The sequence below is a fragment of the Phytoactinopolyspora halophila genome (genome assembly GCF_003287285.1).
In the GTDB taxonomy this organism is placed as follows: Bacteria; Actinomycetota; Actinomycetes; order Jiangellales; family Jiangellaceae; genus Phytoactinopolyspora_A; species Phytoactinopolyspora_A halophila.
Genome location: NZ_QMIG01000006.1, coordinates 123,850 through 136,856, shown reverse-complemented (window position 1 = coordinate 136,856; position 13,007 = coordinate 123,850). Strand labels below are relative to the sequence as shown.

Below are 13,007 nucleotides of genomic sequence, written 5' to 3'. Positions count from 1 at the left end.
CTATCCTTCAGGTATTTCGGCCGGAACATCGAATTGCCTTGGCATCTCCGGTCGGCTGTTCGTGCCGAGATGGCCGTCACGCTTGTTGTGCCCAGGTGCCGGTGACGAGAGCGGTCGGTGGTCGCAGCCGCGCCCGGGGTGTGGACGTTGCGCTTGACGACGGATCAGCGCTGCAGGCCCTCGATACGGGAGAGGAGAGCCCGGGTGTGACGTTGGACGAGGTCTTCTGCGTACAGGACGAGTTCGCGGTGCCGGAGCCCACGATGTCGGGCGTCACGTCGAGGCGCGCTCAACCATGGTGACAGTTCACGGTTCGTCGAAGGTGGCGAATCGGCTGGCGACGAAGTCGAGGTGGTGTGTCATTCCGAGCTGTTGCCAGGTCACCTCCGTTTCCGGCTCGTATGCTCGCGCGTTTGCGATGCGTTCGTCAGCATGTCCGAGACTGGCGCCCGCGAACTCGTGATGCTCGCTGACCACATCGCAGATCTCGTAGAACTGATCGTCTCCTCGCTGGCTATTGCGTTGGCCTTTGATGACGAGCCAGTCCTCGGTGGTCGCGTATCGAAGATGAGGTGGAGTTCGGAAGGGGGTGCCCGCGCATAGCGTTGGATGGGCCGTGGTGTAGTCGCCATACAACAGTGGTCTGTGCTGGCTCCTGTTCACGACGCGGTCATACAAGATTGCGTCGTAGCGCCGATGCCGTACGATCTCCCAAGGCGTGACGGCGGAAAGGTCCGCGGGTGACGCGCCACTCAAGACCGTGATCGTTCGCCAGCCGTCGATGTCCGGTAGTTCATCCAACGCCTCCTGCACCAGACGTACGCCGTGCCTGACGGTGACGTCTCCGTCGACGTATCCGATGTCGAAAACGAGATCCGTGCGGCCAGCTTCAACGCCGACTTCGGACATGAGTTGTCCGAGCATGCTTTCGAGGTCGCTTGGCGTATCGTCGAGATCATCTGTATTTAGCCGGACGCATATGCCGCTGTCCTCCTGCTCGCAGACTGCAGCGACATCCGACAGTGCTTGGGCGTCGTCGCCGAGGTGTAATACAGGAATCGCCTCGACCTCCTTGTCCCGTGCTTGCGCGATGAGCTCCCACAAGGCCCCCCGAGCGTTGCCGTGCAAATCAACGGACAGATCGAGTAGCCCACCATCGACGAGAACCGGCCGCCCGGACGGCCAGGCATCGGCAAGCCGCGCCATGGTGTCTCGACAGTCTGCCGCGATGCTGCTCTGGTCCTGAACGTCGTGAGTCGGAACGATCTCTACGAGCGGCAGAATGCTGGCCACCGTCGTCGGCTGGGCGTCGCGCAACGCGTCGAGCTCGGCTTGTCTGCCCTTCAGTACGGGTAGGTATCGACTCATCCCACCGCCTCCTTTTCGTCCTTCGGTGCACGACGCAGACGCCGCGGGTGGCCGAGGTAGGGAGAGTCGTCCTGCTGGTCGGAAGCCGCGTCAACGGGAGCGCTCGTCGCGTGCGGCCGTTCTGTGCACTCGGATCGCGATAGCTGCTCCACCAACCGCTGTCTGAGCAGCGGCATCAAACCGTCGACGACGGAGCTGATCGGGTCCTTGGGGCTGTGCGCTTCCTCCTCTTCGGAGAGGCGCTCCATCGCGAAGCGGCGCAGCAAAGCAGTGGGCGGTTCGTCAAAGTGTCCGGCGAGCGCCCGAAGTTCCCGGATAGCCTCGGCAGGCAGGCGCACGCTGTAGACTTGCGAGCCTTCTCCCTGGCTTTTCGGCCGGGGACGTTGACCAGGGGCCGCCTCTACCGTGCCACGGTCTTCCGCCTCGGCACGTGCCTCGGCTTCATCGGCTTCACGAGCGAGTTGCTCTCGCACTGTGTCGTTCATCTCTCTCCTTCGTAGCTCTCGCGCTCAGCCTTCTTCGCTTTCCATGCTGTTGCGCCCCACCAGCGCCATCGGGGCGGCTGATCCTTGGGCGCCACGATGACGGTGATGATGAGGCCAGCGGTAGGGCTGTAGCCCGTCACCTTCACCGTGATTCCTGACCTGCTACCGGCCGAACGGACCCAGCGTCGTTCGTCGCGCACGGCTTCATCGGCCCAGCCGGTGAGGATGTTCTCCTCGGGAGCTCCCTTACGTTGTGCTCGCCGCGCTGGATCGTGCTCGCCGACCTCGGACCAGTCGACGTCATCGAAAATCATGTCCTCGTAGCGAACACCGTTGTACTCCTCATCCCTGGCTGGCACGCCTTGCCCTTCCTGTGTGTATTACATACGAAGAAGTGTAATACACACTACATCGAGGCTGCGACACTCTGAGGCGCAACGACCGTCTGGCATCGTGACGGGCTGTTCGAGACGACGGCGGGATTCTCGGAGTGTTGTCACGCACGAACGGAACATGTGTGCTGCGGAGTCGTGGTGCCCGGTTATCCGGTCGATGAGTAGCCGGTCGAGGTGCGTTGCGAGCTCGCTGGCCAGCGACCGGAAGAGCGCGGTCTTGCTGTCAGTGACGCGCTGCACCGGATACCTAATAACTATACTGTAGTTAACTAAACTATATTGTAGTTTGCTACAGCATAGTGATGAGGATGGAGTGCACATGGGAGCGATCCGGCAGTCGGTCGTTGACCGAGCAGACGAGCTAGCTGGACTGAATGCCGCGCTGAATGAGCGCCCAGCGTTGGTCGTCCTGCGGGGACGTCGCCGGGTGGGCAAGAGCTTCCTTCTCGCGCAGGCGTTCGCCAACGAGCGCGTCCTTGCGTTGCAGGCAGATGAGCAGGACGAGCCGGCCCATCTCGATCTTTTCGCGCGGGAGGCCTCACGCCTGCTTCCGGGTACACCGTCGTTGGCCCTGGACTCGTGGGATGAGGCGTTGCGGTTTGTCGACGCCCAGGCCAGGGCAGAGCCACTGTGCCTGGTGCTCGACGAGTTCCAGTGGCTGTGTCGGGCGCAGCCGGCGTTGCCGTCGATCGTGCAACGGCACTGGGATCGTTGGCAGCGTGACAATGTGCCGATCGTGGTTGCTCTCGCGGGCAGCGCGCTGTCGTTCATGGAAGGTCTACTCGAACATAGCTCGCCGCTTTATGGCCGGGCGACGTACCGGCCGCTGCTCGAACCGCTCGACTATCGGCAAGCGGCGAAATTCTCCAGCATGTCTGATCCGGAATCCTTGCTCAGGCGTTTCGCGGTCCTCGGCGGTACTCCGCAGTATCAGGTGTGGGCGGGGGATCGACCGCTCGAGGAGATCGTCAGCGATCGAATCCTCACGCGTGGGGTGCCGCTCTATGACGACCCACTACATCTCCTGCGAGAAGGTGAAGCGATCCGCTCACCGGGTTCCTACTTGTCCGTGCTCTGGTCGATCGCGCGGGGTGACACGAGGTTCAACCAGATTGCCAACCGTACTGGTGCCAATGCGGCGGGTTTGGCTCAGCGTTTGGAGAGGCTGATCGAAGCTGGATATGTCGAGTTCTGCGTTCCTAGTGATCCCCAGGCGAAAGAGAAACGCGGTATCTACCGGATCGCCGATCCATACTTCCGGTTCTGGTACCGATACGTCTTTCCGAACCGCAGCCGTCTCGAGCTCGGACGCGTGCGGGAGGTTGCTGACGAGATAGTCGAAGACCTGGACAATCACATGGGCTTCGTGTTTGAGGACTGCTGCCGGACGTGGGTGGCGAAGTACGCGCCCGCCGACATCCTTGGCCCGTTCGACGGGATCGGAGCATGGTGGACCCGAGACGGCCAGAGCGAAGTCGACATCGCCGCGCATCGCGACAACCGCTACACGTTCTTGGGCTCGGTCAAGTGGAAGGCCACCGTTGACGAGCGGGTCCTCGACCAGCTCGACGAGGCGCGTGACCAGATCGGTCCCAAGGCCGCCCGAGCGAAACTCGCCCTGTTCGCCAGGCATGGTTTCACCGATCGACTCCGCGAGCGTGCCGAGCGCGACGGCGTCGCACTCGTCACGGCCAGCGACCTCTTCGAGACTCGCACGCCCTGAGGTGTAGTGGCTGCCGACGTCGGTCCTGGCGAATGTCGTGGTGCGCGGGCTGGGCTGCCCGGAGTTCGCGGCTTCTCGCGCCCATTGCTCCAGCAGATGCGGCGGATGTCTGCGCTGGCGTGCGTTACAGAATCTGCGACAGGAAGAGCTTGGTGCGTTCTTCCTGCGGATCGGTGAAGAAGTGCTCTGGCGTTCCCACCTCGACGATCTCGCTGTCTGCCATGAACACGATCCGGTCCGCCACCGCCCGGGCGAAACCCATCTCGTGACTGACCACGATCATCGTCATGCCGGACTCGGCGAGCTCCACCATGGCGTCCAGCACCTCTTTGATCATTTCCGGGTCCAGGGCCGATGTCGGCTCGTCGAAGAGCATGACCTTCGGCTTCATCGCTAGCGCACGGGCGATCGCGACGCGTTGTTGCTGCCCGCCAGACAGTTGCGCCGGGTACTTGTGCGCCTGCTCCGGGATCTTCACACGTTCGAGGAGCTCCATCGCGTGGCTGTCAGTCTCGTCCTTCGGGAGGCGGCGGACCTGGCGCGGGGCCAGCGTGATGTTCTCCAAGATCGTCAGATGCGGGAACAGGTTGAACTGCTGGAACACCATGCCGACCTCGCGACGGACCTCCTGGATGTTGCGGACGTCGTCGCTGAGTTCGATCCCGTCGACGACGATGGTGCCGGCGTCGTGTTTCTCGAGCCGGTTGATGCACCGGATGAGTGTCGACTTGCCCGAGCCGGACGGCCCGCACACCACGACGACTTCCTGCCGGCCGACGACGAGGTCGATCTGGCGAAGCGCCTGGAAGGCGCCGAACCACTTGTCCACGGTCTCGCAGCGAATCATCTCCTCACCGGTGCCGCCCGCCTTCCAGGCATCGCGGATGAGCGACGTGCTGGTGTCCGTCATGGGGAATCCTCCTCGTGCATCTAGCGCTCACCGAGACCGAGTCGTTGCTCCATCCGCTGGCTCTCGCGCGACATCCAATACGAGCCCACCCAGTAGATGAACGATACGAACAGCAGGCTCTCGGCATGCAGGCCCTGCCCGAGGAATTCGGGCTGCTGGGTGACCCGGCGGGCAACTCCCAGCAGATCGGTCAGCGCGATGAGCAGGACCAGCGAGGTGTCCTTGAACAGGCTGATGAACTGGCCGACCAGCGCCGGGATCACGTTGCGCAGCGCCTGAGGCAGGATGACCAGCCGCATCATCTTCCACGCCGGCAGGCCAAGGGCCTGCGCGGCCTCGTATTGGCCCTTCGGGATGCTCTGCAGGCCGCCGCGGACTATCTCGGCGACGTAGGCGGCGGTGAACACGAGCAGGACGATCAGCGCTCGCCAGGTCCGCCCGGGTGTGGGAAAGCCGATCGGGAGCAGGAACGGGAGGATGAGCCAGCCCATGTATAGCAGCGCGATGAGTGGTAGGCCACGGATCAGCTCGATGTAGAGCATCGATACCACACGGATGGCTGGCAATTTGGAGCGTCGCCCGAGTGCGACGATGATGCCGACCGGGAACGCCAGCGCGATCCCGCCAACCGCGAGGAACACGGTGAGCATCAACCCGCCCCAATGCGCCAGGTTGACGCCGCCGAACTGGGTCATGACGACGTAGGAGCCGGCCAGCCCTGCCACCACGGCGATATGCATCCATCGTCGATGCTGCGGCGGGATCCACCGGCCGGCGACGTAGCCGCCGGCAGCCACGGCCAGGGCGGCGGCAAGGAGCAGCAGAGGCGTGGCCGTGCGCACGAAGACCACGAGCGCGACCAGGAGTAGCAGGGCCGGAGCGGCACGCCGGGCAACCAGCGACCACGACGTGCCGGCGGCGACGCCGCGTGCCCTGGCCGTTTCCGCGCTGGCACGGGAGGTAACGCCGAGGCCCAGCCCGATGACGAGCCCCAGGATGATGATGGCGCCCCACACCCGCCACAGCTCGCCTCGCGGGAAGGTGCCCACCATGAAATTGGTGAGGTTGACCTCGATGATCTCCCAGCGTGCGGTGACGAAGACGAACCGGAGGGCGCGGTAGATGACGTAGCCGACGAGCGGCGCCAGCACGACGGTCAGCAGGGAGTTGTACCAGGTGTTGAACAGGTTCAGTCGCACCCATTCGCGGGGCGATGTGGTGCGCGTCGGTGGCTGCTCGGAGGCTTGCGGCCGGTACTCGGATGTAGGGACGTTGGTATCGCTCACTGTGCCCCCTTCAGCCCGAGCCGGCGATTGATCATGTTCATGAGCAGCGACAGGAGGAGGCTGATCGCCAAGTACATGAGCATCATGATCCCGATGAGCTGCGGCGCCGGCTGGCCCTGGCTGATGGACAGGCGCGTCACGCGGAGCAGCTCCGGGAAGGCGATCGCGAGGCCGAGCGCGGAGTTCTTGGCCAGGTTGATGAACTCGTTGCCGGTCGGGGGCACGGCGATCCGCAATGCTTGCGGCAGCACGATGTAGCGGTAGCGCTGGAACCCGCTGAGCCCGAGCGCGTTCGACGCCTCGGACTGGCCCTTCGGGACCGCCAGGATGCTGCCACGCACGATCTCGGCGATGAACGTCGCCATGTACAGCACCAGTCCCAGCAGCAGGGCGCCGTACTCGACGGACAGCTCGTAGCCCCCGCTGACGTTGCGCCCGTCCAGCGTCGGGAGCGTGCCGCTCACCGGGCGCCCCAGCAGTGCCCAGGCGACACCGGCGATGAGCAGGAAGATCCCGCCGCCCCACAGCACCCGGTGGTGCGGCTCGCCGGTCGCGTCGAAGCGCCTCGTCCGCACGACTCCCACGACGACGGCGAGCACCGCCGCTGCGGCGCAGATCGCGAGAAAGAGCCCGCTGTCCTCGGCCACCTCGATCCACGGCGTGTACAGGCCGCGATTCGAGAAGACGAATCCGCCGAAATCGATGGCGTCGCTGATGCGGGGAAGCTGCTGCAGCACGGCCAGGTACAAGAACATCAGGAACACGATGAGCGGGACATTGCGCAACGCTTCGACGTATGCGGCGGCGCATTTGCGTACCAGCCAGTTGGTGCTCAGCCGGGCGATCCCGACGATCACCCCGATCACCGTCGCCAGCAGGATGCCCCAGATGGAAACCGTGATCGTGTTCTGCAAGCCCACCAGCAGGGCGTCGCCGATGGAATCCCTGGAGGAGAACTCAGAACCGGTGAGCGTGAACCCGGCGTTCTGCTCGAGGAAGCCGAAATCGGTGCGCATGCCCTGTGCCTGCATGTTGCGCACGAGGTTGTTGCCCAGCGCCCAGAGCAGTGCGGCCACGGCAGCAAGGAAGATCACCTGAGCGGCGATCCGCAGCACGCGCTCGTCTCGCCACGGCGGCGGTCTCGTCCTCGTGGTCGTCACCTGCCGTTCCTCGCTCACCCTGCCTCCTCAGGGACGCGGCCCGCCTCGCTTCGCCCTGCGGGGCGGCAGGGAGCCGCCCCGCAGGAGCAGATCACACGACGGTGATCCGGATTCTTGACCTCCCGGGTTCGGTATGTCTACCGGTACGGCGGCGGATACAGCAGGCCACCCTCAGTCCACAGGTTGTTCAGCCCGGGCTCCAGGCCGAGCGCGGTGTCCGGGCCGACGGTCCGCTCGTAGATCTCCTGGTAGTTGCCGACCTGCTCCAGGATGTTCACCGCGAAATCCGGATCGAGCCCGAGGCCCGGGTCGAAGTCGTCGATACCGAGGAAACGCGCGATCTCGGGGTCCTCCTCGGGGTCGGCGTCGAGAAAGTCCTCCACGTTCGACGAATCGATCCCGAACTCCCAGGCCTGGATGGTGGCGATGACGGCCCAGTGCACGGCGTCGTGCCACTCGTCGTCGCCGTCGAGCGTCACGGGACCGAGCGGTTCCTTCGACATGGTCTCGTCCAGGACAGTCAACGCCTCGGAGCCACCTTCCTCTTCGGGCCATTCAGCCCGGAAGGCCGCGAGCTGCGACTTGTCCGACGTCCACCCGTCGCACCGCTCGGCCAGGAACGCCTCGCGGAGGGTGTCGTTGTCCTCGAAGGTGAGTGGCTCGTAATCGAGGCCCCGGGCGGAGAAGGCGGATTCGAGATTCAACTCGGTAGTGGTTCCGGACAGCGTGCAGATGGCCGTGCCATCCATATCGTCGAGCGACTCGAAGCCGTCGTCGGCGCGGACCATCATGCCCTGGCCGTCGTAGAACGTCGTGGTGGTGAAGCTGCCGCTCTCGCTGCCGTCCCGCGACGAGGTCCACGTTGTGTTGCGGATCAGCACGTCAATCTCACGGGCCTGGAGCGCGGCGAAGCGAGTCTCTGCGGTCAGCTCCGTGTAGTCAACCGCGTCGGCGTCACCGAGGACAGCTGCCGCAACGACGCGGCAGAATTCGACGTCGAATCCCTCGTATTCGCCCTCCGGTGTCACAAACCCGAAGCCGGGTACGGCGCCGTTGATGCCGCAGTTGAGAACGCCCCGGTCGCGGACCTCTGCGAGCGTGCCCCCGGAGGAACCGGCATCGTCCCCGTCCTCGTTCCCAGGAGCGTCCTCGTCGGCTCCCTCGACCATCTCGTCATCCGGGAGGGCGGGCTCGCCGTTGTCGCCGCCGCCGTCGTCGGTGCATGCGGCAAGGAATAATGCCGGTACGACGAGCGACGGCGCCAGTAGTTTCGTGATACGCATGTTCGCCCTCCCTGTTCGTCTCGGAGATCGGTCGGTCTCCTGGGCGCCGCCGTCCATGGGTATGACGTCGACGCTCGGCGGATATGGGCCACCAGCGTGGATTTCAGAAAGGCTAGACCGTGGCCGCATTCGACGTCACCACCCCGGGAGCCGTTAATCTGGCCTCGTGATCAGGTTGTGATTATTTCGGCGGGTTTGACTCATGCTCGAAATGTGTTCGTCATGGCCAAGCTCGGACCGGAAGATCGTGTGGTCGCAAGGTTGACGCGCTGGCCTCGGTGTATGAGGTACTCGTCTTCGACCGCGCGACCGACAGGGACGAGGTGTTCCGGGCGTCGGTGCTGGCTCGGATCATCGAGTCGACGAGCAAGCAGGACGACCTGCGGGTTCTGGGACGAGGCCGGTGTGGATCCGCCGTCGTATGCCACGCACAAGCGTCGCCTGCCGGTCTACTCGGGCGAAAAGTGACCCGACGTTATCATTTGGTGCGTACTTGAGTGCCGGTTGATCTGCTCGAGTGCGTCGCGGCGATCGTCTGGTAGCGGTCGGCGGTGGTGAGGGTCCGGGCACCGGCTTGGATCTGGATAGTGCGGTAGCGACGTGCGGTGCGCACGAAACTCTTGATTGACCAGCCGGTTGCGTGTTCGATCGATCTGTTCACGGCGAGTATGGCGAACACTATGGTCAGGTGTGCCTCGATCGAACCACGTTTACGGTGGTCGAACGGGCGCGCGTAGGTCGTGCTTGGACATTCGGAAGGACTTCTCGATCTGGAAGAGCCCGTGGTAGGCGTTGATGACGAATTCGGCGGTGGCGTCGAGGTTCGTCACGTACAAGTAAAGGCAAGATGGAAGGTGTCGTTCTGCCGCGCCGGATGGGGGTTACAGAGTGGTCGAATTGTTCAACCGGGGCGAGAAGAACGACCTGGTGGCTCAGCCATCAGCCCAGCATTCGCAAGAAATCATCTTCGCTGATGATTTGGAGCGTGTGACCGTTTGAAATGATGGCCTCTGCCCTGCGCGTCTTCGCGGACTTCTGGCCATCGACGAACTTTGAAAAATCCTGCTGGCCGAACACCAGGTATCTAGTAAACCGAGAAATACCTTGCGTGAACTCGCCGCCTGCGTTTACTAGGAGTTGGGCTGCCTCTTGCCTCGTCATGGACGATAGGGAACCCGTAAACGCGACCTTCGCTCCAGCGAACGGATGATCAGGGTCGATCTCGGCAGGGTCCGGCGCAAGAAGACCCCATCCGTTCGTGCCGTAGCCTTTCGCATGGCAGGAGCGGTAGTCGGCGGGATCGAGCATGCCGAGATTCACGCCCAGCGTACGGGCAACTTCGTCCAGGTCAGGAGCTTCGGTTACGGCGATGAGGTATCGGGCAATGTGCGCACACGTCCTTGCATCCGCTGCAGCGTCGTGATGGGCAAAGTTGTCGAGCCCTAGGAAATGTGCGACGGACGGCAGCGCATAGGAGGACAGCCCTCTCCAAGCACGCCTGGAAAGCACGAGCGTGCATCCGATCCGCATTTCCGGCCACGACGCCCCAATTCGCACGTGTTCGTCTCGGATGACACCGATATCGAAAGCTGCGTTGTGAGCGATGACCGGACGACCTGCGATGTGTTCATATGCTTCCGGAAATACCTGGTCGAATGGTGGGGAACTTTCCGTGTTAGCGGGACCGATGCCGTGAAGGGCGGTATTGAAAGAGTAATAGCGGTTGTCTGGAGGTCGGATGAACCAACTCTGCTCGCTAGTAATCTGACCGTCGTCGACGGTGACAACTGCCAAGGAGCATGCGGAGGCTCTTGCGTACGTGGCTGTCTCGAAGTCGACGGCCGCGAAGGTTCCCTTTGTCAGTGCGTCTACAAGCTGAGGATCCGGCGTAGATGGCTGGCCGGTGAGCATGCTCGACATGGACACCGTGGCGCTCTCCCCTGATGATTAATAAGAAAGAGCGATCATGCCATGGGGCCTGGGTCGAAGTCGATACCCATCGGCCATTTATTCGTATCGCTGACAGGTGACATGGCGATCGGCTATGGGGGTGGCACGTCTGGGCGAGGACGACGCCGACCTGTGTGTCCCGTGGCCGAGATCCGTACAGTCTTCGTCGAACTCACCGAGATGGTCGCCCGTATCCGCGCGGAATTCGTGGATAACGTTCTGCGGTGGTCGCTGGCCACGCTCGACGCGGCCGAGCGCAGAGTGGCTGACGGAGCACTGCATTTCCATGATCTGCTGGTGCCCGCCCGGCGGCTGGTCGGAAGCGACGCGGAAACGCGGGATCGCCTGATCAGGCGGTATCAACGGTTGCTTCTCGATGAGTTGCAGAACACTGAGCCGATCAAGATCGAGCTCGCCGTACGGATCGCCACCGGTGCGGCCGCCGGTTCGCTGCGCTGGCGGAAGGCATATGTCCGGACGCTTGTGGACGGCGTGCTGGTCGAGGGCTACGCCGATCTGATGTTCCGCGACGTGGGGCTGGTGATCGTGATTTCAAGACGGCCGCGTCGACCGGTGCCGAAGCGATCGCAGCGCATGGAACGCAGCTGGAGGTGTACGCGCGGGCCGTTGCCGACGCGAGTGGAGAGCGGGTGAGCTGCAGCGTGCTGCTGTTCGTGCGCCCCTCGAGAGCGGTCGAGTACGGTCTGTGCCGACGCGACCTCGCGACCGTACTCTGTCGTCCCAGTCATATGACTGGGACTCGTGGTACATGCCGTTCAATGAGCCGTTCGGTGGTGTCGACCAGCCACCAGGTCGTCATCGACGCCCATACCCGACTCGTCGTGGGCCGTCCGCCAGCCGGTCGCCGGAAACCGCAACGGCTGCAAGGCGTGGGAACTGTCCGGTGGGAAGGTCGCAGTCGGCCGGACCACGGTCATCGCGGACGGCGGCTATCGGGACACCGGCCTGATCATCTCCACCGCTGCGAACGCGGCCAGATCGAACTACCAGTTTGGAAGGAGGATGCTCAGTCGAGACAGAACTCGTTGCCCTCGATGTCCTGCATCACGATGCACGACTCGTTCTGGCCATCGGCAGGTAGCAGTCGCACGCGTACCGCGCCGAGCGCGACCAGTCGTTCGCACTCCGCCTCGAGTGTGGCGAGGCGCTCTTCACCCACGAGCCCGGTACCGACCCGCACGTCAAGATGCAGCCGATTCTTGGCGACCTTGCCTTCGGGAACGCGTTGGAAGAATAATCGTGGGCCCACACTTGAGGGATCCATGCAGGCGAACGCTGAATCCCGACGCTCAGGCGGCAGCGAGCGATTGAAATCGTCCCACGTAGCAAACCCCTCCGGTGGCGGCGGTACGACGTACCCCAACACCTCGCACCAAAAACGAGACACGCTCAGGTTCTGCGCAGTCGAAGGTGACCTGGAACTGCTTGATCGATGACATCGGCACACCATAGCAGGGGCTCTGTTGCTCATATCCCAGTAGGGATCTGCATGTTGACGGGGGATGGTCCCTGCGACCGCTGCTGTGTCGCGCGGTCGCAGGGGGTAGGTCGGCAGCCCTTTCGGTGGTCACCCATGCTGGTCATGAGCAATGGGCCAGTGCGCCAGACTGCGCGGGCCCGGTGGATGATCGTCTCCAGCCGTGCCATCGTCGGCCATTGCGCCGTCAAGCATGTATCGATAATAAACACAGCATTTAGTTCGAGTACTCCGTCGACTGTGTATCAAGACTGAATGCGAGATGGGGTTGGTATCTGGATGGCGTCACTGTTGTGCGTGATCCGGATGGCTATGCGGAGCGTTTGTGTCCGGGGTTGGTGCCATGCTCGCCGTCGAAGGATGCCGCGCGGGCGTGTGGACGTTGCGGCGAGTTACGACGGCGAGGGGAGCTGGCCATGGATGAGCATGACCAGACAGGTAGGACGGCGGGCGAGCCGGCCGGCGACGGGCGGGTGACGCAGCAGGCGCTGATCGCGGTTACCTGTGCCGTCATGGTGGTCGGCATCGGGATCGGGCTGGTTATCGGTGCGACGGCGTTCGACTCCGATACGGAGGGTGACCTCGCAGTAGCCGAGTCCGCGGACGACACTGCAGCGGAGTCGAGCAGGTTCGAAGCTGCCAAAGATGCGTGTGCGGCGGAGTCGTCGTACATCACTGTGCTTGACGACGGATCAGCGCTGGAGGTCCTCGGTGCGGGAGAGGAACGCCCGGGTGCGACGCTGGACGAGGTCTTCTGCGTGCTGGACGAGCTCGCGGTGCCGGAGTCCACGGTGTCGCGCATGACGTCGACGCGCGCCTTGGACGGCACTCTTGATGCGTCCTGGGACGACGTGGCCGCGTCGTGGAGCTATCACCCGGACAACGGCCTGACGATCATCCTCGAGGGGCGGTCATGACATGCCGCGATGCACCGACCGTCAGTGTTGTG

The 13,007-nt window shown here is 63.6% G+C and carries 12 protein-coding genes and 4 pseudogenes; 6 read left to right on the top strand and 10 right to left on the bottom strand.

All coding sequences use genetic code 11. The features are described from left to right. Positions 1 to 101: 101 nt before the first annotated feature. Positions 102 to 302, top strand: coding sequence for a hypothetical protein (locus tag DPM12_RS22805; protein ID WP_123788609.1), 201 nt, complete (start codon positions 102 to 104; stop codon positions 300 to 302). A gap of 4 nt (positions 303 to 306) precedes the next feature. On the opposite strand, the gene DPM12_RS09310 is transcribed toward DPM12_RS22805, so the two are convergent. The 3 genes from DPM12_RS09310 to DPM12_RS09300 are packed head-to-tail and all read right to left on the bottom strand — an operon-like array spanning position 307 to position 2,212. Continuing rightward, a complete protein-coding gene (locus DPM12_RS09310; RefSeq protein ID WP_112258035.1) occupies positions 307 to 1,368 on the bottom strand; it encodes a beta family protein in 1,062 nt (353 codons plus the stop codon). Beyond that, the gene (locus tag DPM12_RS09305) at positions 1,365 to 1,853 is read right to left on the bottom strand and encodes a hypothetical protein (RefSeq protein ID WP_112258034.1); all 489 of its coding nucleotides are present in this window, start codon (positions 1,851 to 1,853) and stop codon (positions 1,365 to 1,367) included. Before DPM12_RS09305 ends, DPM12_RS09310 begins: the two co-directional genes overlap by 4 nt. After that, on the bottom strand, positions 1,850 to 2,212 hold the full coding sequence (locus tag DPM12_RS09300) for a hypothetical protein (RefSeq protein WP_112258033.1): 363 nt from the start codon (positions 2,210 to 2,212) through the stop codon (positions 1,850 to 1,852). The genes DPM12_RS09305 and DPM12_RS09300 overlap by 4 nt, the downstream gene beginning before the upstream one ends. Before the next feature lie 355 nt (positions 2,213 to 2,567). On the opposite strand from DPM12_RS09300, the gene DPM12_RS09295 reads away from it, so the two are divergent. Then, positions 2,568 to 3,971, top strand: a complete 1,404-nt coding sequence (locus tag DPM12_RS09295; protein ID WP_112258032.1) for an ATP-binding protein — start codon at positions 2,568 to 2,570, stop codon at positions 3,969 to 3,971. Positions 3,972 to 4,095: 124 nt separating this feature from the next. On the opposite strand, the gene DPM12_RS09290 is transcribed toward DPM12_RS09295, so the two are convergent. The 4 genes from DPM12_RS09290 to DPM12_RS09275 form a co-directional block, all read right to left on the bottom strand. Continuing rightward, positions 4,096 to 4,881 carry an amino acid ABC transporter ATP-binding protein gene (locus DPM12_RS09290; RefSeq protein WP_112258031.1) on the bottom strand — a complete coding sequence of 262 codons (786 nt, stop codon included), beginning with the start codon at positions 4,879 to 4,881 and terminating at the stop codon, positions 4,096 to 4,098. A 20-nt stretch (positions 4,882 to 4,901) separates the two neighbouring features. Next, positions 4,902 to 6,167, bottom strand: a complete 1,266-nt coding sequence (locus DPM12_RS09285) for an amino acid ABC transporter permease (protein WP_112258030.1) — start codon at positions 6,165 to 6,167, stop codon at positions 4,902 to 4,904. Then, entirely contained in the window at positions 6,164 to 7,345 is a 1,182-nt protein-coding gene (locus DPM12_RS09280) for an amino acid ABC transporter permease (protein WP_123788608.1), read from the bottom strand. The genes DPM12_RS09285 and DPM12_RS09280 overlap by 4 nt, the downstream gene beginning before the upstream one ends. 119 nt (positions 7,346 to 7,464) lie before the next feature. After that, entirely contained in the window at positions 7,465 to 8,610 is a 1,146-nt protein-coding gene (locus tag DPM12_RS09275) for an amino acid ABC transporter substrate-binding protein (protein WP_112258028.1), read from the bottom strand. 263 nt (positions 8,611 to 8,873) lie between these two features. Between DPM12_RS09275 and DPM12_RS24480 the strand changes: the two are divergent. After that, positions 8,874 to 9,069 (top strand): annotated as a pseudogene (locus tag DPM12_RS24480) (IS1634 family transposase); the annotation flags it as partial. On the opposite strand, the pseudogene DPM12_RS23855 reads toward DPM12_RS24480, so the two are convergent. Further along, positions 9,060 to 9,443: pseudogene (locus DPM12_RS23855) on the bottom strand (IS1634 family transposase); the annotation flags it as partial. The pseudogenes DPM12_RS24480 and DPM12_RS23855 overlap by 10 nt on opposite strands. A 106-nt stretch (positions 9,444 to 9,549) precedes the next feature. Then, positions 9,550 to 10,530, bottom strand: a complete 981-nt coding sequence (locus DPM12_RS09265; RefSeq protein WP_112258027.1) for an exonuclease domain-containing protein — start codon at positions 10,528 to 10,530, stop codon at positions 9,550 to 9,552. 171 nt (positions 10,531 to 10,701) lie between these two features. Between DPM12_RS09265 and DPM12_RS09260 the strand changes: the two genes are divergently transcribed. Together DPM12_RS09260 and DPM12_RS23850 are read left to right on the top strand one after the other, a co-directional pair. Next, positions 10,702 to 11,214: a UvrD-helicase domain-containing protein gene (locus tag DPM12_RS09260; protein ID WP_112258026.1), complete on the top strand. Its 513-nt coding sequence runs from the start codon at positions 10,702 to 10,704 to the stop codon at positions 11,212 to 11,214. 143 nt (positions 11,215 to 11,357) lie between these two features. Further along, positions 11,358 to 11,585 (top strand): annotated as a pseudogene (locus tag DPM12_RS23850) (transposase); the annotation flags it as partial. Between the two features lie 2 nt (positions 11,586 to 11,587). On the opposite strand, the pseudogene DPM12_RS09250 reads toward DPM12_RS23850, so the two are convergent. Next, a pseudogene (locus DPM12_RS09250) lies at positions 11,588 to 12,020 on the bottom strand (VOC family protein). A 454-nt stretch (positions 12,021 to 12,474) separates the two neighbouring features. Between DPM12_RS09250 and DPM12_RS09245 the strand changes: the two are divergent. Then, positions 12,475 to 12,975: a hypothetical protein gene (locus tag DPM12_RS09245; protein WP_112258025.1), complete on the top strand. Its 501-nt coding sequence runs from the start codon at positions 12,475 to 12,477 to the stop codon at positions 12,973 to 12,975. Positions 12,976 to 13,007: the final 32 nt, after the last annotated feature.

Coding starts and splice junctions, on each gene's coding strand:
- DPM12_RS09310 (WP_112258035.1), bottom strand. CDS start 1,368: ATGAGTCGATACCTACCCGTACTGAAGGGCAGACAAGCCGAGCTCGAC.
- DPM12_RS09305 (WP_112258034.1), bottom strand. CDS start 1,853: ATGAACGACACAGTGCGAGAGCAACTCGCTCGTGAAGCCGATGAAGCC.
- DPM12_RS09295 (WP_112258032.1), top strand. CDS start 2,568: ATGGGAGCGATCCGGCAGTCGGTCGTTGACCGAGCAGACGAGCTAGCT.
- DPM12_RS09290 (WP_112258031.1), bottom strand. CDS start 4,881: ATGACGGACACCAGCACGTCGCTCATCCGCGATGCCTGGAAGGCGGGC.
- DPM12_RS09275 (WP_112258028.1), bottom strand. CDS start 8,610: ATGCGTATCACGAAACTACTGGCGCCGTCGCTCGTCGTACCGGCATTA.
- DPM12_RS09265 (WP_112258027.1), bottom strand. CDS start 10,530: ATGTCGAGCATGCTCACCGGCCAGCCATCTACGCCGGATCCTCAGCTT.
- DPM12_RS09245 (WP_112258025.1), top strand. CDS start 12,475: ATGGATGAGCATGACCAGACAGGTAGGACGGCGGGCGAGCCGGCCGGC.